General features: G+C 73.0%; 19 protein-coding genes. 13 read left to right on the forward strand and 6 right to left on the reverse strand.

Annotated features, from left to right (window positions below; all coding sequences use genetic code 11):
• Positions 1 to 136: 136 nt before the first annotated feature.
• Positions 137 to 946, reverse strand: coding sequence for a DNA-formamidopyrimidine glycosylase family protein (locus tag MED01_RS29695; RefSeq protein ID WP_238671782.1), 810 nt, complete (start codon positions 944 to 946; stop codon positions 137 to 139).
• 109 nt (positions 947 to 1055) lie between these two features.
• On the opposite strand from MED01_RS29695, the gene MED01_RS29700 reads away from it, so the two are divergent.
• On the forward strand, positions 1056 to 2318 hold the full coding sequence (locus MED01_RS29700) for a DUF8814 domain-containing protein (RefSeq protein ID WP_238671783.1): 1263 nt from the start codon (positions 1056 to 1058) through the stop codon (positions 2316 to 2318).
• A 33-nt stretch (positions 2319 to 2351) separates the two neighbouring features.
• Here MED01_RS29700 and MED01_RS29705 read toward each other — a convergent pair whose 3' ends face one another.
• Positions 2352 to 2594, reverse strand: coding sequence for a CPCC family cysteine-rich protein (locus MED01_RS29705; protein ID WP_238671784.1), 243 nt, complete (start codon positions 2592 to 2594; stop codon positions 2352 to 2354).
• 25 nt (positions 2595 to 2619) lie between these two features.
• A complete protein-coding gene (locus tag MED01_RS29710; RefSeq protein WP_238671785.1) occupies positions 2620 to 3420 on the reverse strand; it encodes an SAM hydrolase/SAM-dependent halogenase family protein in 801 nt (266 codons plus the stop codon).
• A 101-nt stretch (positions 3421 to 3521) separates the two neighbouring features.
• Between MED01_RS29710 and MED01_RS29715 the strand changes: the two genes are divergently transcribed.
• Positions 3522 to 4079, forward strand: a complete 558-nt coding sequence (locus MED01_RS29715) for a hypothetical protein (protein WP_238671786.1) — start codon at positions 3522 to 3524, stop codon at positions 4077 to 4079.
• A gap of 150 nt (positions 4080 to 4229) precedes the next feature.
• On the opposite strand, the gene MED01_RS29720 is transcribed toward MED01_RS29715, so the two are convergent.
• Positions 4230 to 8900, reverse strand: a complete 4671-nt coding sequence (locus MED01_RS29720; RefSeq protein WP_238671787.1) for an Lhr family helicase — start codon at positions 8898 to 8900, stop codon at positions 4230 to 4232.
• A 178-nt stretch (positions 8901 to 9078) separates the two neighbouring features.
• Between MED01_RS29720 and MED01_RS29725 the strand changes: the two genes are divergently transcribed.
• The 10 genes from MED01_RS29725 to MED01_RS29770 all read left to right on the forward strand — a co-directional run bounded on the left by MED01_RS29725 (position 9079) and on the right by MED01_RS29770 (position 19849).
• Positions 9079 to 9465 (forward strand): hypothetical protein, encoded by a 387-nt coding sequence (locus tag MED01_RS29725; protein ID WP_238671788.1) that lies wholly within the window; start codon positions 9079 to 9081, stop codon positions 9463 to 9465.
• Between the two features lie 410 nt (positions 9466 to 9875).
• On the forward strand, positions 9876 to 12710 hold the full coding sequence (locus MED01_RS29730) for a Na+/H+ antiporter subunit A (protein WP_238671789.1): 2835 nt from the start codon (positions 9876 to 9878) through the stop codon (positions 12708 to 12710).
• A gap of 232 nt (positions 12711 to 12942) precedes the next feature.
• A complete protein-coding gene (locus MED01_RS29735; RefSeq protein WP_238671790.1) occupies positions 12943 to 13422 on the forward strand; it encodes a Na(+)/H(+) antiporter subunit C in 480 nt (159 codons plus the stop codon).
• Positions 13422 to 14927, forward strand: coding sequence for a Na+/H+ antiporter subunit D (locus tag MED01_RS29740; RefSeq protein WP_238671791.1), 1506 nt, complete (start codon positions 13422 to 13424; stop codon positions 14925 to 14927). The genes MED01_RS29735 and MED01_RS29740 overlap by 1 nt, the downstream gene beginning before the upstream one ends.
• The gene (locus tag MED01_RS29745; protein ID WP_238671792.1) at positions 14924 to 15535 is read left to right on the forward strand and encodes a Na+/H+ antiporter subunit E; all 612 of its coding nucleotides are present in this window, start codon (positions 14924 to 14926) and stop codon (positions 15533 to 15535) included. Before MED01_RS29740 ends, MED01_RS29745 begins: the two co-directional genes overlap by 4 nt.
• Positions 15532 to 15795 (forward strand): MrpF/PhaF family protein, encoded by a 264-nt coding sequence (locus MED01_RS29750; protein ID WP_030489433.1) that lies wholly within the window; start codon positions 15532 to 15534, stop codon positions 15793 to 15795. The genes MED01_RS29745 and MED01_RS29750 overlap by 4 nt, the downstream gene beginning before the upstream one ends.
• Positions 15795 to 16154, forward strand: coding sequence for a monovalent cation/H(+) antiporter subunit G (gene mnhG / locus MED01_RS29755; RefSeq protein WP_238671972.1), 360 nt, complete (start codon positions 15795 to 15797; stop codon positions 16152 to 16154). Before MED01_RS29750 ends, mnhG begins: the two co-directional genes overlap by 1 nt.
• A gap of 216 nt (positions 16155 to 16370) precedes the next feature.
• Positions 16371 to 17726 carry a hemolysin family protein gene (locus tag MED01_RS29760; protein WP_238671793.1) on the forward strand — a complete coding sequence of 452 codons (1356 nt, stop codon included), beginning with the start codon at positions 16371 to 16373 and terminating at the stop codon, positions 17724 to 17726.
• Complete coding sequence (locus MED01_RS29765; RefSeq protein WP_238671794.1) at positions 17723 to 18787, forward strand: hemolysin family protein; 1065 nt, start codon at positions 17723 to 17725, stop codon at positions 18785 to 18787. Before MED01_RS29760 ends, MED01_RS29765 begins: the two co-directional genes overlap by 4 nt.
• Before the next feature lie 132 nt (positions 18788 to 18919).
• The gene (locus tag MED01_RS29770) at positions 18920 to 19849 is read left to right on the forward strand and encodes a sporulation protein (protein WP_238671795.1); all 930 of its coding nucleotides are present in this window, start codon (positions 18920 to 18922) and stop codon (positions 19847 to 19849) included.
• A 144-nt stretch (positions 19850 to 19993) separates the two neighbouring features.
• Here MED01_RS29770 and leuE read toward each other — a convergent pair whose 3' ends face one another.
• Positions 19994 to 20665 (reverse strand): leucine efflux protein LeuE, encoded by a 672-nt coding sequence (leuE, locus tag MED01_RS29775; protein ID WP_091400492.1) that lies wholly within the window; start codon positions 20663 to 20665, stop codon positions 19994 to 19996.
• Positions 20665 to 21909 carry a bifunctional pyridoxamine 5'-phosphate oxidase family protein/GNAT family N-acetyltransferase gene (locus MED01_RS29780; protein ID WP_238671796.1) on the reverse strand — a complete coding sequence of 415 codons (1245 nt, stop codon included), beginning with the start codon at positions 21907 to 21909 and terminating at the stop codon, positions 20665 to 20667. The genes leuE and MED01_RS29780 overlap by 1 nt, the downstream gene beginning before the upstream one ends.
• Before the next feature lie 36 nt (positions 21910 to 21945).
• Between MED01_RS29780 and MED01_RS29785 the strand changes: the two genes are divergently transcribed.
• Complete coding sequence (locus MED01_RS29785; RefSeq protein ID WP_238671797.1) at positions 21946 to 23286, forward strand: aminotransferase class I/II-fold pyridoxal phosphate-dependent enzyme; 1341 nt, start codon at positions 21946 to 21948, stop codon at positions 23284 to 23286.
• The last annotated feature ends 204 nt before the right edge of the window (positions 23287 to 23490 follow it).

Raw genomic sequence — 23490 nt, forward strand, 5'->3', positions numbered from 1 at the left:
GCCACCCCGGCGTGGGGGACCTCGGCACTCTGCTGACGGTCGGTGAGCGCTCAACCGCAGCATGCGACTCCGACGGCCGGTTAGGAATTACCCAATCGTCCGTTTCTGCCATGGATCCCGTCTGGCGGGAGCCTGGTCAGTCGGATGACGACGGACCCGGACGCTCGGGCTGGCAGACCGGGCACCAGTAGGTGACCCGTTCGCCCAGCTCCTCCTTGCGGATCGCGGTGCCGCAACGGCGGCAGGGCTGGGCGCGGCGGCCGTACACGTAACTGGTCTGCCCCCGGTGCAGGGAGCCGGTGCTGCTCTGCGTCCACCGGCCCCGGTTGGCGGCGAGCAGCCGCTGTGCGAGGGCCACCAGGCCCGGCAGGTCGGGCACTCCGCCGACCGGGGTCCACGGTGACACGCCCCGCAGGAACAGCACCTCGCACTTGTAGAGGTTGCCCACGCCGGCCAGGTTGCGCTGGTCGAGCAGCGCCTCGCCGATTGTCTGCTCCGGGTGCTCGGCGAGCCGACGGACCGCCTCGGCCGGGTCCCAGTCGGAGCCGAGCAGGTCGGGGCCGAGGTGGCCGACCAGCTGGTCCTCCTCCGACGTCGGCACCAGGGTCACCTCGTGCAGGTGGTAGCCGACCGCGACGGCGCCGGGGCTGCGCAGCACCACCCGGATCAGGTGCGCGGGCCGGCCGCTCCAGCGTTCCCCTGGGGCGTACGCCCGCCAGGCGCCGTCCATCCGCAGGTGGGAGTGCAGGGTCCAGTGCTCCTGGGTCGGGGCGTCGAGCCGCAGCAGCAGGTGCTTGCCCCGGCTGGCCGACTCGCGGACGGTCCAGTTGGTGAGGTCCGTGGTCGCCAGTTGTGGCACCCGGAAGTCACTGCCGGTGATCCGCGCGCCGGCGAGCGCACGGTGCAGCACGCGCGCGGTGTTCCAGACTGTGTCGCCTTCGGGCACTCTGCCATCCTCCCTCTTTCGAGCAAGATTCGCATGTGTCGCTATTTGTACTCAGGTTCCTCATGATCTCCTGACATGCGAAGGTCAGGGGGTTCTGAGGAGAATGCCCATGACGCGACCCTCTTGTCGTATCCCATCCGTCGCCCTCATCGCCACCCTCGCCCTCCTGCTCACCGCAGCGCTCCTACCCGCGACCGGCCCTGCTCCGGCCGCGCCCGGCGGCGCTCCGGTCACCCTCGTCGCCGCGGCACCCGGCGACGAACTGTGGAGCGCCGACCTCACCATCGTCGACGGCGACGATGTCAACGTCCGGCGTACCAGCGCCGGCCTCCGCCTGCGGGAGGCCCGGTCCAACGGGCGCGGCGCCCGCAGCCCGCACAGCGCGGTAGCCGAGGGGATGCTGCTGACCGCTCCCCGCACCCTCGCCCGGCCGGCCACCCGGGTCCGTGCCGAGATCAACGCCGCGGTTCCGGCCGGGGCGACAGTGGAGGCGCAGGTCCGCGGCTGGCGGGCCGCCGGCTGGACGGAGTGGCGGGCGGCCACCACCGGCGCGGTCTTCGACCGGCCGGTCAGCCGGGTGCAGACCCGGGTGGTGCTCACCGCCCCCGATGGCGGCGCCACGGCGACGGTACGGCGTGTGCAGCTCACCGCCGACGCGAACGCCGCCGTCTCCGCCGCCACGCCCGGCCGCACCTACCGGGTGTACGCCACCCGCATCGGGCTGGTGGGTGAACTGACCGCCAACGGCCGTACCGTGCAACCCCGGGACCACTTCGCGGCGCTGCCGTCGCGGCGCGGCCTTTCCCCGCTCAACACCGGTGACTACACGGTGCGGGTCTGCACCACGAGCGGCTCCCGCTGCGAGTACGCCCCGGTCTGGGACGTCGGGCCGTGGAACACCCGCGACGACTACTGGAACCCCTCATCGGTCCGGGAGAACTGGAAGAACCTGCCGCAGGGCCGGCCCGAGGCGCAGGCCGCGTACCAGTCCGGCTACAACGGCGGACGGGACCAGTTCGGGCGAACCGTGCTCAACCCGGCCGGGATCGACCTGGCCGACGGCACGTTCTGGGACGGGTTGCGGCTGACCACCAACGCCTGGGTGGACGTCGCCTACCTGTGGACCGGAGGCGGGCCGCGCGGCGTGGTCGGTGACGGCCCGCTCAACATCCGCACCGGGGCCAGCACGTCGTACGCGACGCGTGGCCTCGCCGCCCGGCTGGCCCACGTGCCGATCCAGTGCTACGTCACCGGTCAGTCGGTTGCCGGCCCCTACCGGACCACCACCCGCTGGAACCGTCTCACCAGTGGCCAGTACGTCAGCCACGCGTACATCTCCAGCGTGTACGGCGGAAGCGTGCCGGTCTGCTGAGCCACGCTCACCCCGTCGGGCGCCCCGTCGACGTCAGGGGCGCTCGTCGGGGCGAGCCGTGCGCACCATGTCCTGGTAGCGCGGGTGGCTGGCACCGTAGACGGCGTAGTTGAGACGGGCGTGCGTGAGGCTCAGGTCGCCGTTGGGGCCGCCCCGCACGGCGTCGGCGTCGGCGTCGGTCTGGCCGTCGTCGGTCCAGAAACAGACGGGGCAGGTCCCCCCGCCGGTCCGGGATGCACAGCAGGGACAGCCCACAGGAACCACATGCTCACCCACCGGAGAAGCATTCCACAGTCGAACATCAGCCCGATACCCGCAGGAGGTCCCCCGGGGAGGTCGCGAGGAGGTCCGCGGCTCGCCCGCCGTTGACAGCGACAGCGACCAGGCCGGCCGAATCGACGTACGCCACCAGGCCACCGGCCGGGGCGTCGCCGAAGGTCCGCCCGTGCACCGCCACAAGGGCCGGCACCGGCCCCGGCGGGCCCACCCGGAGCGTGGCCGGCAGCGGATCGAGCAGCCCGGCTGGCGCGGCCAGTTGGACGTTGCCGAAGTGGTCCACGGTCAGCACCTCTGCGGTGAAGCCCTCCGCGTCCCGGGTCACCGTCGGAGTCGGAAGTCGCACCAACCCGGCCGGGTCGACCGGCGGGCCCGCGTCGGCCAGCGGCGCGCCGAGCGCCAGCCGGGCCGCCACCGGCGCGAAGACGTCGCGACCGTGGAACGTGTCGGACACCCGGGGGGCCAGCCAGCGCGACCCGGTCAGCTCGACCGCGTCGGTCACCCCACCGAGCGCGGTGGCCGCGTCCAGCAGCAACCCGTTGTCCGGGCCGACCAGCAACCCGCCCGGGGTGGCCAGCGCGACTCCCCGTCGGGCGGTGCCCACTCCCGGATCGACCACCGCCACGTGCACTCCCACCGGCAGGTACGGCACTGTCTGCGCCAGCACGGCGGCACCGCGCCGGACGTCCGCCGGCGGCACCAGATGGGTCACGTCGATCACCCGGGCGGCCGGCGCGATCCGGGCGACGACCCCGTGGCAGGCGGCCACGAAGCCGTCGGTGAGGCCGTAGTCGGTGGTCAGCGAGATCCAGGGCACTGCGGACATGCCCGCAGGCTAGTAGAACAGCGGCGTGCTGGCGGATACGGGACAGCGCAGTGGCCGACCGGCCCCTCCCGCCGCCGGAGGACGTTGGGCAGACTGCCCTGGTGACAACTCGGAACCTCCCCGCAGTCGGAATCCTGCTGGTCGCCGTCGCCCTCAGCGCCGGTTGTGGCAGTGACGACGACGGCAGCCCGACCGCGAACCCGTCCGTCTCGTCCGAGGCGGCCCCGACCGGCCTGCCGACGCCCCAAACCGCACCCAGTGCCGACGGCGCGACCCCGCCCTCCGCCGCCGCGCAGGGCACGACGCAGCGGCGGCCGGCCAGCCCGCCGCCGGTGGTGCTGCCCAAGCGCCCGGCCGCTGCGCCCGGCGCGAAGCAGGTAGTCGACGCTTTCCGGGCCGCCGGCCTGAAGGTGCCGCGCCCGAAGGACCGCTCGGTCGACTGTGGGCCGGACGGCCTCGGCCTGGGTTGTTCCGAGCTGATGGCCACCGACGCCGTCACCGTCTACGTCTTCCCGGACGAGACCAGCGCCAGCGACATCGCGGAGACCTGGGGTGGCCAGTCGTACCGGCGTGGCGCTGTGGTGCTGAACTACCTGGAGGCGAAGACCCCGGCCGCCGACCGCCCGCGCTACGAGAAGGTGCTCAACGACCTGCACTGAGCGCTGACGCGTCGGCGTGACCGAGACGTGCTGTTCTATTGACTGTGATGTCTGTGAGTCATCGTGATGACTCACAGACATCAGGCTCTGTGCGGCTTTGCCCTCGGCGGCCGCGCAAGCCCGGTCGCCAGGGGGGCCGTAACCGACTGGTCAGCCGCGCAGGCGCAGGCCGCGGGGGGTGGCCCGGAAGCCGGCGGCGGTCAACGCGTCCCGCAGCGGCGACGAGTGCACCGCCTCGCCGTCGGCCCGCTCCACCGACATCGCGCCCAACGCCCCGGAGTGGACGGCGTCGGCGAGCGCCTTGCCGGCCGCACCGAGCGTGTCGGTGTCGTCGGTGAAGGACAGCAGCGTTCGGCCGCCGCGTTCGACGTAGAGGACGAGGTCACCACCGACCTGCACCACCAGGGCACCCGCCTTGCGGCCGGCCCGGTGCCCGGTCGCCGGGGTGGCACCGTCGCCGGAGTCGATCACCCGTTCCGGCCAGGGCAGCGCCGCGCCGTACGGGTTGGCCGGGTCGGTCGCGGCGAGCACAGTAGCCACCGCGCCCCGACCCCGGGCGCCGTCGGTCGGCTCGGCCAGCGCGCGCAGCCGGTCCACCGCACCGGGTACGGCGAACTGCGCCGCCCCGAGCCCTTCGACGAAGTAACCCCGGCGGGCCGCGCCGCGCTCCTCCAGCGCCGACAGCACCGGGTAGACCGCCGAGAACCCGCCGACCACCTGCTCGGCCATCACCGCGCCCCGGGTGACCACCCCGTGCCGCTCCAGCAGCAGGTCGGCGAGCGCGGCGGCGCGCCGGGTCGGGTCGAGGTCCCGATCCGGGAGACGCGACCAGCGGCCGGCGACTGTCGGCGGGCCACCCCGGGTCGGCAGCGCCACCCGACCGGGCCGCCGGTAACGGGTGCGGGGCGCGGACGGCCGGGAGCGGTGCGCGCCGCCGGCACCGAGCACCGCGCGCAGCGGGGCGAGGGTGTCGTTGCTGAGGTGCCCCGCCCAGACCAGATCCCAGATCACAGCGGTCAACGCGGCGTCGTCGGTCGACCCGACCCGGTCGGCCAGCGGGCGGAAGAAGAGCGCCTGCCCGTCGCCGAGCGCGTCGAGCACCGCGTCGTGCAGCGGGGTACGGGTCAACGCCTCGTCGGGCGGCGGGAGCAGCAGCGGCGCGGCGTCCGCGTACGCCAGGGTGACCCAGCCGTCGCCCCCGGAGATCGCACCCGACCCCGCCCAGAGCACCTCCCCGCTGGCGCACAGCTCGTCGAGCTGGGCGGGGGAGTAGTCCGCGACCCGGGCGGGCAGCACCAACCGCTCCAGCGCGGACGCCGGCACCGCAGTGCCCTGCAACTGCTCCACAGTGGCGGCGAGCGCCTCCACACCTCGGGCGGACGAGCCGACCTGCTGCCAGCGCGGCAGGAACGTGGCGAGGGCCCGGGGCGGCACCGGCTCGATCTCCCGGCGCAGCGCCGCCAGCGAGCGGCGGCGCAGCATCCGCAGCACCTCGGCGTCGCACCATTGAGCGCCGGCGGAATCCGGAGTGAACTCACCGGACACCACCCGCCCGGTGGCGCCGAGCCGGCGCAGCGCCTGCTCGACCACGAAGACCCCGAGCCCGAACCGGGCCGCGCAGCTGGCCGCGGCGAACGGCCCGTGGGTGCGGGCGTAGCGGGCGACCAGGTCGCCGAACGGGTCGGCCACCGGGGCGAGGTAAGCCTCGGCCACCCCCATCGGCAGTGCCACGCCGAGGGCGTCGCGCAGGCGGGCGGCGTCCTCGACGCCCACCCAGCGCTGCTCGCCCGCGATTCGGACCCGCAGCACCCGGCGGGTGGCCTCCAGCTCGCTGAGCCACGTCTGCGGCACACCCCGCTCGGTCAACTCGGCGTCGCTCAGGTCACCGAGCACCCGCAGCAGCTCGACGACGTCCTCGGCGTCGCGGGGGCGGCGCTGATCGGTAAGCCACCGCAGCTGCCGGTCGGTCTCGGTGAGCACCGCCGGGTCGAGCAGCTCCCGCAGGTCAACCCGGCCGAGCAGCTCGCCGAGGAGCGTGGAGTCGAGGGCGAGTGCGGCGGCGCGGCGCTCGGCCAGCGGGGCGTCGCCCTCGTAGAGGAACGCGCCGACGTAGCCGAAGAGCAGCGACCGCGCGAACGGCGACGGCGCGCTGGTCTCCACCTCGACCAGCCGCACCTTGCGGGTGGCCAGGTCGCGCATCAACCCGGCCAGCGCGGGTTGGTCGAAGACGTCCTGGAGGCACTCCCGAGCGGCCTCCAGGGTGACCGGGAAGTCCGCGTACTCGCGGGCGACGTCGAGCAGTTGCGCGGCGCGTTGCCGTTGCTGCCAGAGCGGTTGGCGGCGGCGCGGGTCGCGACGCGGCAGCAGCAGCGACCGGGCGGCGCACTCCCGGAAACGGGCGGCGAAGAGGGCGGAGGTGCCGACCGACTCCTCCACGAGCTGGGTGATCTCGTCGGGCTCGAAGACCACCACGTCGGCGCCGGGCGGCTCGTCGGCGGTGTCCGGAAGACGCACCACGATGCCGTCGTCGGAGGGCATCACCTGCGCGTCGACCCCGTACCGCTCGGCCAGCCGGCGGCCCACAGCGAGGGCCCAGGGTCCGTTGACCCGGGCACCGAGCACGCTGTGCACGGCCAGCCGCCAGTCACCGAGCTCGTCGCGGAACCGCTCGACCACTACCGTGCGGTCGTCGGGAAGCGAGCGGGTCGCCTCCCGCTGGTCGCGCAGGTAGGCCATCAGGTTGCGGGCGGCCCAGTCGTCCAACCCGCCGTCGCGCAGCGCGGCCAGGGCCGCCTCGTCGGTCTGGCGCAGCAGAGCGCGCACCCGGGCGCCGATGGCCCGGCCCAGCTCCACCGGCCGGCCCAGCTGGTCGCCCTTCCAGAACGGCATGCGTGCGGCCTGGCCCGGAGCGGGCGACACCAGCACCCGGTCCGGAGTGATCTCCTCGATCCGCCAGGAGGACGAGCCGAGCAGGAAGACGTCGCCGACCCGGGACTCGTAGACCATCTCCTCGTCCAGCTCGCCGACCCGGGCGGCCCGCTCGGCGCCGGCCAGGAACACCCCGAACAGGCCCCGGTCGGGGATCGTTCCGCCGCTGGTCACCGCGAGGCGTTGCGCTCCCTGGCGGCCGGTGAGCAGGTCGGTGGCCCGGTCCCAGACCAGCCGGGGACGCAGCTCGGCGAACGCCGTGGACGGGTAGCGGCCGGAGAGCATGTCGAGCACTGCGTGCAGCGCCGAGTCGGGAAGCTCGGCGAAGGGCGCGGCCCGGCGGACCAGCACCGCCAGGTCGCCGAGCGGCCACGGCTCCAGCGCCACCATCGCGACGATCTGCTGGGCCAGCACGTCCAGGGGGTTGCGCGGGTAGTGCAGCTCCTCGATCGCGCCGGCGGTCATCCGCTCGGCGACCACCGCGCAGGAGAGCAGGTCGCCGCGGTGCTTGGGGAAGACCACCCCCCGCGAGACCGCGCCCACCTGGTGCCCGGCCCGGCCGACCCGTTGCAGGCCGGCGGCCACGCTGGGCGGCGCCTCGATCTGCACCACCAGGTCGACCGCGCCCATGTCGATGCCGAGCTCCAGGCTGGAGGTGGCCACCACAGCCGGGAGCTGGCCGGACTTGAGCGCCTCCTCGATGTGCTTGCGTTCCTCCCGGGAGACGCTGCCGTGGTGGGCGCGCGCGATCACGGGCGCCGCGCCGGTGGCCGCGCCGGACTGGGCCATCACCTCGGCCGGCGGCCGGTTGCGCACCGGACCGGCGGGGCCACCCCAGCTCTGCGCGCCGGACGCCGGGTCACCGTCGCCCGCCGGGTCGTCGCCGGTCGGCAACCCCTCCGGTACGCCGATCGCGCCCTCGCCCGACGCGGATGCGGCCACCGCCTCGGCGGCAAGCTCGTTGAGCCGGGCGCACAGTCGCTCGGCACTGCGCCGGGAGTTGGTGAAGACGATTGTCGAGCGGTGCTGCCCGATGAGCGTGAAGACCCGCTCCTCCACGGCCGGCCAGATCGACGCCCGGCGAGGCCCGGGGCCGCCGAGGTCGTCCTCCGGTGGCTGCTCCTGCTCGTCCAGGCGGGTCATGTCCTCCACCGGGACCTGCACGCTGACCTCGATGGTCTTCGGGGTGGCCGGCTGCACCACGTCGACCGGGCGGGCGCCGCCGAGGAACTGCGCGCAGGCGTCGATCGGCCGGACGGTGGCCGAGAGGCCGATGCGCTGTGCCGGGGCGGGCAGCAACTCGTCGAGGCGTTCGAGGGAGAGGGCGAGGTGGGCGCCGCGTTTGCTGCCGGCCACCGCGTGCACCTCGTCGACGATCACCGTCTGGACGCCGCGCAGCGAGTCGCGAGCCGCGGACGTGAGTAGCAGGAACAGCGACTCGGGGGTGGTGATGAGGATGTCCGGCGGAGTGCGGGCGAAAGCTCGGCGCTCGTCGGCGGGCGTGTCGCCGGTGCGCATGCCGACGGTGATGTCGGGCGGTGCGACGCCCAACCGGGTGGCCGCCTGCCGGATGCCGGCCAGCGGGGCGCGCAGGTTGCGCTCCACGTCGACGGCGAGAGCCTTGAGCGGGCTGACGTAGAGCACGCGGCACCGTTGGCGGGCCTCGGCCGGTGCTGGCTCGCGGGCGAGTCGGTCCAGTGACCAGAGAAAGGCCGCGAGCGTCTTGCCCGAGCCGGTGGGCGCCACCACCAGCGCGTTGCGGCCAGCGGCGACCGACCGCCAGGCGCCGGTCTGCGCGGCGGTCGGGGCGGCGAAGGCGTTGTCGAACCAGGCGCGGGTGGCCGGACCGAACCCGGCCAGCACCGCGCCGGCGTCTGCCTCTGCCCCGGTCACCGGTCCATCGTGCCCCGCCGGTCCGACATCCACGAGCGACCTCACGACGGAATGAGCCAGCAAGAGGCAAAAAGCGTGGAACGTGCGCTTAATACGTTAAGTCTCACTTAACTGCTTGCTTCTGAGGAGCAACATAAAGTAACTTCACTCGCAACGCGAACCGGGGTGAGGTGATCTGATGGCCGGTGAGCAGCGCACTGTCGAACCGGGCACCGACGTGCTGATTCGCAAGGTCGACAGCCACCTCGCCGCGCTCCGCGCCGGTCTGCACGGCCCCGAGCTCGAGCTCGCCGAACGTCTCGCCCACTGTCTGCGCGAGATGGTTCTCTGCACCGCCCAGGCCAGCGCCGCCGACCGGGGTCAGGTCCGCGTTGCCGTGCACTACTTCGTGCTGCGTCGCGAGAGCCGTGGCCGCCTGCTGTCGGTGCGGTCGCTGACCGCCGCCGAGCGGGTGGTCGACCGGGTCGCCCGCCAACTCGGCCGCCTCGACCTGCTGGCCGAGCTACGCCGCGACCGCCCCATCCCCGACGACGCGCAACCCCTCAACAACGCCCTCCTGCCCTGACGAGGCCCCACCGCGCCCACCTCGCCTCGCCTCGCCTCGCCCCGCCCCGCCTCGCCCGGTCGATCATGGAGTTGTGGTGGGGGACAAATACCCCGTAAGACACCAAGCCAGGCACCACAACTCCATGATCGACGGGGTCGGGCTGCTCGTTCCCCGCGATCTTGCACTTGCTGTCGCCGCATAGGGGGCATTACGTGCGTCTCGACAGCCGAAACTGCAAGATCGGCGCAGGCGGGGAGGTTGCGAGTCACGCAGGCGGAGAGGTTGCGAGTCCGGGGTGGGGTTGAGGCGCGCTACGGGGTTGGCGGGCGAATTCTGGCAAAACCGCCCGGCGGGGGAGGAACTGGCGTCTGATCGCTGCTAGGCGCCACCGCTGCCACGGGCGTCGGCCATGTCGATCGGGAGCGCAGGTGCTGGTACTGCTCGTCCTCCATCTCGTGGCGGCCCTCGCCGCGCCCGTGCTCGTCCGCTGGTGGGGTCCGCGCGCGTGCTACCCGCTGGCGCTCGCGCCGGCCGCCGCGTTCTGCTGGGCGGTGGCTCGCACCCCGGCCGTCGCCGACGGTGGGGCGGTGGTCGAGACGTACCCGTGGATCCGGCAGTTGGGCCTCGACATCGCGTTCCGGCTCACCACGCTGTCCTGGCTGATGACGCTGCTGATCGGCGGCGTCGGCGCGCTGGTGCTGGTTTACAGCGCCCGCTACTTCGGTGCCGGTTCCATCGGGCTGGCGCAGTTCGCCGCGGTCCTGGTCGCGTTCGCGGGCGCGATGCTCGTCCTGGTCTTCGCTGACGACCTGCTGCTGCTCTACGTCGGCTGGGAGCTGACCACGATCTTCTCGTACCTGCTGATCGGGCACAGCACCGAACGGCGGTCCAGTCGCTGGGCGGCGGCGCAGGCGTTGACAGTCACCACGCTGGGCGGCCTCGCCATGCTGGTCGGCTTCATCATGCTGGGCGAGCACGCCGGCACCTACCGCTGGTCGCAGATCAGCGCGCAGCCTCTGCCCGGCGGCGGGTACCTGGTGGGCGCCGTGCTGCTGATCCTGGCCGGTGCGCTGTCCAAGTCGGCGGTGCTGCCGTTCAGCTCGTGGCTGCCGGTGGCGATGGCGGCACCCACGCCGGTCAGCGCCTACCTGCACGCCGCCGCCATGGTCAAGGCCGGCGTCTACCTGGTCGGGCTGCTCGCGCCGACGCTCGCCACTGTCGGCCCGTGGCGGCCGGTGGTGCAGGTCGCCGGCGTGGCGACCATGCTGCTCGGCGGGTGGGCCGCGCTGCGCCAGACCGACCTCAAGCTGCTGCTGGCGTACGGGACTGTCAGTCAGCTCGGTCTGCTGGTCGCGGTGACCGGCTCGGGGACACCGGACGCCGCGCTGGCCGGCACCGCGATGCTGCTGGCGCACGCCCTGTTCAAGGCGGCGCTGTTCCTTGTCGTCGGCATCATCGACCACGGTGCCGGCACCCGTGACCTGCGCGAGCTGTCCGGGCTACGGCACTGGTCCCGGCCGCTGTTCGTGGTCGCCGTGCTGGCCGCGGCGTCGATGGCCGGTGTGCCGCCGCTGGTCGGCTTCGTGGCCAAGGAGGCGGTGTTCGGGGCGTTCACCGACCAGCCACTGCTCCTCACCGGTCTGGTCGCCGGGACGGTGCTCACCGTCGCGTACAGCGCCCGCTTCCTCTGGGGTGCGTTCGCCGACCGGCCCGGTGTGGCGCCGGTCCCGCCGGGGCCGATCGCCGCGTCGCTGCTGGTCCCGCCTGCGGTGCTCGCCGGTGTCGGTCTGCTCGCCGGTCCGGCCGCGAGCGTGCTCGACGACCTGCTGCGCCCGTACGCCGATCTGCTCGGCGGGGTCGACGCGCACCTGGCGCTCTGGGCCGGGCCGACCCCAGCGCTCGGCCTGTCAGTGCTGGCGCTCGTCGGCGGCGGCCTGCTCTTCGCCGTGCGCGGGCCGCTCACCCTGGTGCTGGCCCGGCTCCGATCGCCGGTGCGGGGAAACCAGGGGTACGAGTGGGTCATCGGCCGGTTCGACCGGCTGGCCATCGAGGTCACCAGCGCGACCCAGCGCGGCTCACTGCCGCAGTATCTGGGCATCATCCTGGTCACCCTGGTGCTGGTGCCGGGCGCGGCGATGTTCTCCGCCAGCCCCTGGCGGGCGCGGATTCCGCTCTGGGACAGCGCGCTGCAACCGGTGGTCGTCGTGGTGATCACGGTGGCGGCGGTGCTGGCGGTCGGCGCCCGTCGCCGGCTGACCGCGATGCTGCTGGTGGGCATGACCGGCTACGGCACGGCGATGTTGTTCGTGCTGCACGGAGCGCCCGATCTGGCGCTCACCCAGTTTCTGGTGGAAACGTCGACGATCGCGGTCTTCGTGCTGGTGCTCCGTCGCCTGCCGGAGCGGTTCTCGGCCCGTCCGCTGCGCCGTACCCGCTGGGCCCGTCGGGTGATCGGGGTGGCGGCGGGGCTGGTGGCCGCCGGGTTGGCCCTCACCGCCGTCGGCGCACGGCGGGCACCGGACATCTCCGCAGCCTTCCCCGACCTGGCGGTGGCGCACGGGTACGGCCGTAACGTGGTCAACGTGACCCTTGTCGACATCAGGGCCTGGGACACGATGGGCGAGCTGGCGGTGCTGGTGGTGGCCGCGACCGGGGTGGCCAGCCTGATCTTCGAGCGCTCCCGCACCGGGCCGCGGCCGCGCCGGCCCGGTTCCGAGCAGGGGGAGGGTGGACGCGGCCGGCCGGTCTGGCTGCGCGGTGGTCCGACCCTCTACGAGGAGCGCCGCTCGATCGTGTTGGAGGTGGTCACCCGGCTGATCTTCCACACCGTCGTGTTGTTCTCGCTGTTCCTGCTCTTCTCCGGGCACAACGCGCCGGGTGGCGGGTTCGCCGGCGGGCTGGTGGCGGGTCTCGCCCTGGTGGTGCGCTATCTGGCTGGCGGCCGGTACGAGCTGACCGAGGCGGCCCCGATCGGCGCCGGCGCGATTCTCGGCGCCGGGCTGGCCATGGCTGTCGGCAGTGGCGTGGTGGCGCTGCTGGTTGGCGGGTCGGTGCTGGAGAGCGCGAAGGTCGATCGGGCCCTGCCACTGATCGGCGACGCCCATCTGGTCACGTCGCTCTTCTTCGACATCGGCGTCTACCTGGTCGTGATCGGGTTGGTGCTGGACATTCTGCGCAGCCTCGGTGCCGAGGTGGACCGGCACATCGAGGCCACCGGCACAGCTGCCGGCGGGTTGGCCGTCGACAAGGGGGACCGGGCGTGAGCGCGAGGAGTGAGCCGGGTTTGCGAGCCCCGCGGTCGCGAACAGGGGTGGCGCGGTGAGCGCGAGGAGTGAGCCGGGTTTGCGAGCCCCGCAGTCGCGAACAGGGGTGGCGCGGTGAGCGCGAGGAGTGAGCCGGGTTTGCGAGCCCCGCGGTCGCGAACAGGAGTGGCGCGGTGAGCGCGAGGAGTGAGCCGCGTTTGCGAGCCCCGCGGTCGCGAACAGGGGTGGCGCTGTGACGCGGAGCGGTGCGGGGCCGACGTTGGTGCTGGTGCTGGCCGTCGCGGTGCTGGTCGGGTGCGGTGTGATCCTGCTGTTGGAGCGCAGCCTGACCCGGATCCTGCTCGGGGTGGTCATGCTCGGCAACGGGGTGAACCTGTTGATCCTGTTGGGCGGGCGGTCGGGCGGGGCGCCGGTCGTCGGCACCGGTCCGGTGGACCGGATGAGCGACCCGCTGCCGCAGGCGATGGTGTTGACCTCCATTGTGATCACCTTCGGGTTCACCGCGTTCCTGCTCGCTGTGGCGTACCGCAGCTGGTATCTCTCCGGCGACGACGAGGTGCCCGACGACCTGGAGGACCGGCAGATCATCCGGCGGGCCGGGCGCAACGAGGTGGGTGCTGTCGATCGCGGTGGGGAGGGCCCGAACGGCGATCCGGAGCAGGTCGATCCCGAGCCGGCCCGCCGCCGGTTACGACGCGGGGACGAGTCGTGATGCGCGCCCTGGTGCCACTGCCGGTGGTGGTGCCGCTGCTCGGTGCGGCGCTGACCCTGCTGCTGGCCGGGAAGCCCCGACTCCAGCGCGCGATCAGTGTGTTGTGCCTGAGCGGCACGCTCACGGTGGCGGTGCTGCTGCTGGTGCAGGCGTACCGGCACGGGCCGGTGGTGGTGGCGGTCGGTGGATGGCCGGCGCCGGTCGGCATCGTCCTGGTGGCCGATCAACTGGCCGCGCTGATGCTGGTGGTCTCCTCGGCGGTGACCCTCTGCGTGCTGTTCTACTCGATCGGCCAGGGTCGCAGCGATACCAGCGAGAGCTCGCCGGTGTCGATCTTCCACCCGACGTACCTGGTGCTCACCGCCGGCGTCACCAACGCGTTCCTGGCTGGTGACCTGTTCAACCTCTTCGTCGGGTTCGAGATCCTGCTGGCCGCGAGCTTCGTGCTGATCACCTTGGGGGGCACCGAGACCCGGATCCGGACCGGGTCGACGTACGTGGTGGTCAGCATCCTCTCCTCGATGATCTTCCTGACCTCGGTGGGTCTGGTGTACGCGGCCACCGGCACGCTCAATCTCGCCCAGCTCGCCCAGCGTCTCGACGACCTGCCCGACGGTGTCCGACTGGCCCTGGAGTTGATGCTGCTACTGGCCTTCGCGGTCAAGGCGGCGGTCTTCCCCCTGTCGGCCTGGCTGCCGGACAGCTACCCCACCGCGCCGGCCCCGGTCACCGCCGTCTTCGCGGGTCTGCTCACCAAGGTGGGTGTCTACGCGATCATCCGTACCGAGACGTTGCTGTTTCCCGGTGGGCGTGCCCACATCCTGCTCATGGTCGTCGCCGGACTGACCATGGTGATCGGCATCCTCGGTGCGGTGGCCCAGTCCGACCTGAAGCGACTCTTCTCGTTCACACTGGTCAGTCACATCGGCTACATGATCTTCGGGGTGGCGTTGAGCACCGCCGCCGGCCTCTCCGGCGCGATCTTCTACGTGGTGCACCACATCACCATCCAGACCACGCTGTTCCTCGTCGCTGGGCTGGTCGAGGAACGTGCCGGCAGCACCGACCTGCGTCGTATCGGAGGGCTGGCCCGGGTGGCGCCGCTGCTGGGTGTGCTCTTCTTCATCCCGGCCATGAACCTCGCCGGAGTGCCACCGTTCTCCGGCTTTCTCGGCAAGCTCGGTCTGCTCCAGGCCGGGGTGGCCGCCGGCGGGCCGCTGCCCGGGGTGCTGGTCGCGGCCGGGACGCTGACCAGCCTGCTCACCCTGTACGTGGCGTCCCGGGTGTGGAACATCGCCTTCTGGCGCTCGCCCCGGCTGGCCACCAGCAAGCCGGTCGTTCAGTTGCCGCGGCTGATGGTCGGCGCCACAGTTGCCCTGGTCGCCATCGGGCTGGCGTTGACAGTGCTGGCCGGTCCGCTCTTCGACGTCACCGCCGACGCTGCCGCGGACCTGCGGCTGCGCACCCCGTACGTCCGTGCCGTGCTGCCGGACGGTGTGCCGTGACGGGCTCCCCGGAGCCGGCTCCCGACGCCCCCGGGCCCGCGGTGGTGGGGCGGGGCCGGCTCGGGCGCTGGCGGGACCAGGCGGTGGCGCTCGGGTGGCTGGTGGTGGTCTGGAACCTGCTCTGGGGCGACATCAACTGGGCCAACCTGGTCGGTGGCCTGCTGGTGGGTGCGGCCGTGCTGGTGTTCTACCCGCTGCCGGCGGTCAGCTTCGGTGGCCGGTTGCGACCGTGGCCGCTGCTGGCGTTCGCGGGCCGGTTCGCCGTCGAGCTTGTCAGCGCGAGCCTGCACATCGCCCGGATCGCCGTGCAGCCCGGCTACCGACCGCGTGGGGCGATCATCGCGGTCCGGTTGCGGGTGGCCACCGACCTGAACCTGGCGCTCACCGCCGAGGTGGTCTCGTTGGTGCCGGGCACGTTGATCCTCGAGGTGGACCGGGACTCCGGAACGCTCTACCTGCACGTCCTGGACACCCACGGCCCCGCCGACCTCGGCGTGGCCCGGGCCCGCGCGCTCGCCGTCGAGCGGCGGATCGTCCGCGCGGTCGGCTCCACCAGCGAGCTGCGCCGACTTGACGTCACCTCACCCGAGAAGGGAACCCGCCCGTGACCACCTTCCTGGCCGTCGTCCTCACCGCACTGCTGTCGGTCACCGCGCTCCTCGCGCTGGCCCGTCTCTACCGTGGCCCGTCGCTGGTGGACCGGGTGATCGCCGCGGACATGCTGCTCGCCACGATGGTCGGCGCGGTGGGCGCCGAGGCGGCGGTCAACCGGCACGCCACCACGCTGCCCGTGCTGGTGGTGCTCTCCCTGCTCGGCTTCGTGGGCTCGGTGTCGCTGGTCCGCTTCGCCGTCCGGGAGCAGCAGTGATCGCGACGATCGCGGACTGGCTCGGCGCCGGTTGTCTGGTGGCCGGCGCGCTGCTCGCCCTGGCCGCCGGGATCGGCGTACTGCGTTTCCCGGACGCGCTGTCCCGGATGCACGCGGCCACCAAGCCGCAGGTGCTGGGGGTGCTCCTGTTGCTGCTGGGCATCGCGTTGCGGCTGCGGTCCCCGGCCGACCTGGGAATGATCCTGCTGGTGGCTGTCTTCCAGTTGGCGACCGCGCCGGTGGCCGCGCAGATGATCGGGCGGGCCGCGTACCGGTCGGGGCGGCTCGACCGGAGTCTGCTCGACGCCGATGAGCTGGCCGAACGCGGACCAGGCAGCGGGTCGGCGGGCCCGGCGTGACGACCGCCACGGGCCGGGCCTGCCGACCCGGCGGGACGCTGGAGGCGTCCGCTGAACCGGACGTTGCGCTCCTTCGGCCCACCCCCAGCGGAGTCCCAGGCAGCGCCGATAAAATGACGGCATGATCGACTCTTCTGCCCAGGAGGGCAGCAGTAGCCAGCCGGGTCGTGCCCGGCATATCCCCGTACCGACGACCCCGGGAGCCCTGAGCGACCCGTGTTGATCGTCGTTGGTCTCCTTCTGATCACCATTCTCACTGCCGCCACCGGCTACTTCGTGGCGCAGGAGTTCGGCTACGTGGCAGTGGACCGGGGCAAGCTGCGCCAGCTCGCCGATGACGGCGATCAGGCCGCCGCCCGGGCCCTTACCGTCACCAGCCGCCTCTCCTTCATGCTCTCCGGTGCCCAACTCGGCATCACCGTCACCGCGCTGCTGGTCGGCTACGTCGCCGAGCCGTACCTGGGCGGTGGTCTCGCCGACCTGCTCGGCGTGGCCGGCGTCAGCGAGGCGGTCAGCCTGCCGCTGTCGGTGGCGCTGGCCCTGGTCATCGCCACCATCGTGCAGATGGTCCTCGGTGAGCTGGCCCCGAAGAACCTGGCCATCGCCCGGGCCGAACAACTGGCCCGGGCGCTGAGCCGCTCCACCCTGATCTACCTCGCCGTCGCCGGGCCGCTGATCCGGCTCTTCGACCGGGCCTCGGTCCGGCTGCTGCGCCGCATCGGCATCGAGCCGATCGAGGAACTGCCCAGCGGCGCCACCCCGGCGGACCTGGAACAGATCATCGCCGAGTCCCGCGAGGAGGGCAGCCTCGATGCCGAGATGTCCACGCTGCTCGACCGAGGTCTGGACTTCCGCGAACTGACAGCCGGCGAGGCCATGGTGCCGCGCGTCGACGTGCACACCGTCCGGGGGCACGAACCGGTGAGCCGGGTGGTCGAGCTGCTGGACACCGGCCACTCCCGCTTCCCGGTACGCGGTGCGGAGGGCGTCGACGACCTGCTCGGCATCGTCGGCATCGCCGACGTGCTCGGCGTACCCCCGGCGGAGCGGGCCACCACCCCGGTGAGCGCGGTGGCCGGGCCGCCGCTGCTCGTGCCGGAGACGTTGCCCCTGCCGACGGTGCTCGACCGCCTGCGGTCCGGGCACCGGCAGATGGCGTGCGTGGTCGACGAGTACGGCGGCTTCGCCGGTGTCATCACGCTGGAGGACATCGCCGAGGAGCTGGTCGGCCCGATCCGCGACGAGGACGACCCACCGGAGCGGGCACCGGCCCGGCAGGACGACGGGTCCTGGGTGGTGCCGGCCCGCTGGCGGATCGACGAGGTCGCCGACAGCACCGGCATCGCCCTGCCCGAGGCCCCCGAGTACGACACCCTGTCCGGGTTGGTGATGCGGGAGCTGGGCCGGGTGCCCGAGGTCGGTGACCGGCTGGAGATCAGCCTGCAGCCGGAGGGTGCGGACGGCGAGGACAACGAGATGGAGCCCCGGGCGTTGGTCGAGGTGCTGGCCGTGGACCGGCACGTGGCCGACTCGGTGCGGTTGCAGCTGACCAAACCCGAGGTGACCGCATGAGCCCCGGGATCGCACTGTTCAGTTCGGTGATCCTGCTGGCGCTGAACGGGTTCTTCGTGGCCGCCGAGTTCGCCCTGGTGGCCAGCAAGCGCTACCGCCTGGAGCAGGCGGCGGCGAACGGTGGCCGGGCGGCACGCGCCGCGCTGGACGGCGTCCGCGAGTTGTCGCTGATGCTGGCCGGCGCGCAGCTCGGCATCACGTTGTGCACACTGGGTCTCGGCGCGCTGGCCGAGCCGGCGATCGAGCACCTGCTCAGCCCCCTGCTGCACGCGGTGGGCATACCGGACGCGGCCAGTCACCTGATCGCCCTGGTCTTCGCCCTCGGGGTGGTGACCTTCCTGCACCTGGTGGTGGGGGAGATGGCACCGAAGTCGTGGGCGATCACCGACGCGGAGCGCTCGGCGACGCTGCTCGCGTTGCCGTTCCGCGCCTTCGCCCGGGTTTCCCGGCCGGTGCTCTCCGCGCTGAACGCCCTGGCCAACGCGATCCTGCGGCTGTTCGGCGTCAATCAGCAGGACCAGCTCGCCCAGGTGCACGGCCCGGACGAGCTGCGGATCCTGCTGGAGCAGTCCCGAGAGCACGGGCTGCTCGGCGCCGAGCAGCACCAACTGCTGACCAGCATGCTGGAGTTGCAGGGCACCTCGGTGGCGCAGGTGATGGAACCGTTCTCGACCATGGTCACCGTCCGCCGGGACGACCCGGCCGAGCGGATCGAAGAGGTCAGCCGGGGCAGCGGCCGATCCCGGCTCGCGGTACTCGACGAGGCGGGCGACGTGTGCGGGCTCGTGCACGTGCGGGAGGCGGTACGGGTGGTGACCACCGGCCGGGTCGCCACCGCCGGGGAGCTGATGACCCCCGCGTTCACCCTGCCGGCGACGTCCTCGGTCACCGAGGCGGTGGCGGCGATGCGGGCCCGGCAGTCGCAGCTCGCGCTGGTCCGCAATGGCGGTGGCCCGGCCCGGCCGATCGGGTTCGTGGCCCTGGAGGACCTCCTCGAGGAGGTCATCGGGGAGTTCGACGACGAGACCGACACGGTTCCGCGCGGGCGTCGGTTGCGCTGACCTGCCGACCCGGCCGCACTGATGAAGTGCGGCCGGGTCAACGCTCGCCCCGGCGGCGGGCTTGAGCCGACCCCGACCGGGTAGGCGCGCCTGGTGGGGCCGGCGGGGCCCCGTCCCGGGAGGGGGCGCGCGGTGCGGCTGACGGGAGTGTCACCGGAATCCGGTGGCACCGGGCTCTCCGTGCAGACCACGCTGCCCAACCCGAGTACCCGCCCGGGCCTGCGCCTGCCCGGGCGGGTGACCCTCGCGGCCGGCCCGGAGGACGTGCTGGTGCGGCACATCCGACTTGGCCTCGTCACCACTGTCGAGCCGGACGATCCGGCCGCGGCCCGACGTCTCATGCAGTTTCACCACCTGCCGATCGCCGGCCGGTTCGTCGTACCGGCCGGTCGGCGGCGGGCCGTCGACTTCGCGTTCCCGCTGCCGTGGGAGACCCCGGTGACCACCTTCGGCGGGGTGCCGCTGCTGAGCCTGCGGATGGGCCTGCGGACCGAAGTGTCGCTCGACCCCGACCTCGACCAGGGGGCGATGGTGCCGGTGTTCGTGCATCCGATCCCCACCCAGCAGCACGTGCTGGCGGCGCTGGACACGCTGGGCTTCATGATCCGCCAGTCCGGGTTGCAGGAGGGCGGGTTGCCGGGGGTGGAGCACACCCTGCCGTTGCACCAACGCTGGGGTTACTGGGTGGGGCCGCTCTACGCCGGCCCGATCACCGAGCTGGAAGTGATCTTCGTGACCAACTCGGCGGGCCTGGAGGCGATCCTCTGGATGGATCGCCGGCTGGCGCTGGCCGGAATCACCCACCAGAGCATCAGCCGGTTCCGGATCTGGCACGAGGACGCCGACCGGCGGGACTGGGTCGCCACCGTCGACGGCTGGATCCGCCAGGCGATCAACCGGCACGCCGCCGCGGCCGCGCACGCCGACTGGTCCGCGCAGATCACCGGGTCCGCCCACGTCAGCCGCCATCCCGACGAGCCGATCCGCCCGGGCTACGGCCTGGGCGGCACCGCCGGCGGCGCGGGCGTGGGAGGCGGCGGCTCCGGCGGCGACGGCACCTAACCCCACCCCCACCCCACCCCCACCCGCGCCCCCGCCCTCCCACCCCCGCGATCTTGCAGTTTCTGCGGCGACAAACCAGCTCAGAGTGCGCGTTTCGACGACCGAAAGTGCAAGATCGCGGCGGGCTGGCCGGCGGGGTGGGGGTTAGCCGGCGCTGGCGGTGGCCAGCTTGAGGCTGAAGGCCAGGAACAGGGCTGCCACGGCCGTGGTGCCACCCGCCGCCAGGCGGCGGCGTTGGCGGAACTGGGCGGCCAGGAAGGTGCCCGCGAAGATCAACGCGGTCAGGTAGAGCGCGCTGGTCACCTGCGCGATCAGCCCGAGCAGCAGGAACGACAGCGCCGGCCAGGCGTAGCCGGGGTCGACGAACTGGATGAAGAACGAGATGAAGAACAGGATCGCCTTCGGGTTCAGCAGGCTGATCACCAGCGCCTTGCGGAACGGGCTGCGCATCGCCGCCGGCTCCGCGGCGTCGATGAGCCGCGGCGTGCTCGGGTCGTTGCGGTCGCGCCAGCGCCGCACGGCGCCGAGCAGCATGGTCACCCCTACATAACCGAGGTACGCGGCACCGGCGTACTTGATCACCATGAACAGCGGCGGGTACGCCTTGAGCAGCGACGCCACCCCGGCGGCGGAGAGGAACATCAGCACCCCGTCGCCGACGAACACGCCTCCGGCGGCCCGGTAGCCGACCGCGACGCCCCGCTTGGCCGCCGTGGAGAGCACGAAGAGTGAGTTCGGCCCGGGCAGCAGGATGATGGCCACGGTGCCCAGCACGTACGTCCAGATGTCGGTGATCCCCAGCACGCCCGCCATCATCACGCCACCGGTGCCGTCCGCAGAAGTCTTTCTCGCAGCCTGGCCTGTGCGTTCGGCCACTCGTCGACTGTCATCGCGTACTGCACGGTGTCCCGCCAGGAGCCGTCCGGGCGTTGCCGGTGCATCCGCAGCACCCCTTCCCGGGTCGCGCCGAGCCGTTCGATGGCCGCCTGGGAGCGGACGTTGCGGATGTCGGTGTGCCAGGCGACCCGTACCGCGCCCAGGTCGTCGAAGGCCCGGCTGAGCAGCAGCAGCTTGGCCTCGGTGTTGATTCCGGTACGCCACCACTGCCGGCCGAGGAAGGTGTGCCCGATGGCCACCGCCCGCCGCTCCGGGTCGATGTCGTAGTAGGAGGTGCTGCCCACCACCGCCCCGGTCGTGGCGCACCGCTGCACCCAGGCCACCCGTTCGCCCCGGTGCTGGGCGGCCAGGGCGGTGCCGATCACCTCGGCCGTTTCGGCGGGGGCGGTGGGCGGCGCGACGCTGAGGTGCCGCCACACCACGGGGTCCGCTGTGGCGGCGTGCAACTCGTCGGTGTGGGCCAGCTCCAGCGGCTCCAGCCGAACGTGCTCGCCGTGCAGCTGCACCGGGTCGTGCCAGGGCGTGCGGGGCGTGCGCAGGTATGCCGGCAGCGGCGCGGTGACTCCGGCGTCCGGCTCGGGCGCCCCGGCGGTCAGTCGCAGCGGCAGTACGCCGGCCCAGTGCGGCAGGTCCAGGTCGGCCTCGTCCTCGCGGACGCCGCCGGTGCGCGCCCGGACGGACACCTCGCGCAGTGGCAGTGCCAGTACGGCGGTCTCGGCCAGTTCGCGACGGCTGGGCGGACGGGTGGCGGTGCTGCGTCCCGCGCCGACCTTCTCGACCAGCGCGGTGAGCATGGCGAGCTTCTCCCGCTCGTCGGTGACCAGTCGGGCGGTGCCGTGCGCGACGACCGAGCGGTAGTTGGCGCTGTGGTGGAACTGGGAGCGGGCGTAGACGAGCCCGTCGAGCAGTGTCACCGCGACGCAGACCGGCAACCCGTCGTCGCCCCGGGCGGCGAGCAGCGGCCGACTGCCGGTGGAGCCGTGCAGGTAGAGCGTGTCGCCGATGCGGACGTGCAGGGTGGGCAGCACCCGTGGCTGGCCGTCGACTGTGAAGCTGAGCGCGCAGTCGTACGCCTCGTCGAGCAGGGCGTGGGCGGCGGCCTGGTCGTAGCTCATCTTGTCGCGGGAGCGGTGGGGTGTGGTCCGGGCGGTGGGTGGATACATGCGCGCGCCCCTTTGTTCTAGTACAATCTCTTATTTGTGTCAGCACGCTATCAGCTCACCGGTACGACAGCCGTCGAGATTTCGGCCAGCATCGAGTCGGGCATCCGTACCGGCGCCCTGTCACCGGGGGCCGCGCTGCCGCCCGTGCGGGCACTCGCCGCCGAGTTGGGGGTCAGCCCCGCCACCGTCGCCCGCGCCTACCGGGAGTTGCGCCAGCGCGGCCTGCTCGCCACCGCCGGTCGGCACGGCACCCGGGTACGCCCCCGCCCGCCGGTGGCCGCCCGCCGCTCCGCGCTGCGCCCCCCACCGTTGCCCGGTGCCCGAGACCTGTCCCGGGGTGAACCCGACCCCCGTCTGCTGCCCCCGCTGGGCCCGCACCTGGCGGCGCTCGCCATCGAGAACGGCCCTTCGGTCGGTTACTCCGATGCCGGAGTGCTGCCCGAACTGGCCGAGGTGGCCCGTGCCCGGCTGCGCGCCGACGGCGTACCGGCCGGGGAGTTGACGCTCACCGGCGGTGCGCTGGACGGCATCGAGCGGTTGCTCGGCGCCCACCTGCGCCCCGGCGACGCGGTGGCGGTCGAGGACCCGGGCTGGGCCAACCTGCTCGACCTGGTCGCCGCGCTGGGCCTGCGCCCGATCGGCGTACCACTGGACGACGAGGGGCCGCTGGTCGCCGGGGTGGCCGCGGCGCTCGCCGCCGGAGCGCGGGCGCTGATCGTCACCAGCCGGGCGCAAAATCCGACCGGCGCCGCCGTCTCCGCGGCCCGCGCCGAGGCGCTGCGGACACTGCTCGCCGGCCGACGGGACCTGCTGCTGATCGAGGACGACCACGCGGCCGAACTGGCCCGCGTACCCCTGCACCCGCTCGCCGGTGCGACAGCGAGTTGGGCCTTCCTCCGTTCGGTGAGCAAGCCCTTCGGCCCGGACCTGCGGATGGCGGTGCTGGTCGGCGACGAGACGACAGTGGCCCGGGTGAGCGGCCGTACCCGGGTCGGCGCCGGCTGGGTCTCCACGGTGCTGCAACGCCTGGTACTCGCCCTGTGGCGGGACCCGGCGGTCACCGAGTTGGTGCAGCGGGCGGCGCAGAGCTACGAGCAGCGCCGCGATGGGTTGCTCGCCGCGCTGGCCGAGCACGGCCTGACCGCACACGGTCGCAGCGGCATCAACGTCTGGCTGCCGGTCGCGGACGAGACCAGCACGGTGACCGCGCTCCGCGACGCGGGTTGGGCGGTGGCCCCCGGCGCGCTCTACCGGATCGCCGCCCCGCCCGCCCTGCGCATCACAGTCAGCTCCCTGGACGCCGCCGACCTGGCCCCCTTGGCGGCGGCCCTGGCCCAAGCCGAAAACCCACCCCCCTCCCAGGGCTTCCCCACCTAACCCCCCCCGCGCCCCCGCGCCCCCGCGCCCCCGCGCCCCCGCGCCCCCGCGCCCCCGCGCCCCCGCGCCCCCGCCCCCGCCCCCCGCCCCCCGCGATCTTGCAGTTTGTGTTGGCCGAATGTCGGACCTGTGCATATTGGTCCGGGCAGAAAGTGCAAGATCGCGGGGATTCGGGGCGGCGGGGACGGGTATGCGGGCGCCCGG

The sequence above is a fragment of the Micromonospora alfalfae genome (assembly GCF_022230925.1).
Classification (GTDB): domain Bacteria; phylum Actinomycetota; class Actinomycetes; order Mycobacteriales; family Micromonosporaceae; genus Micromonospora; species Micromonospora alfalfae.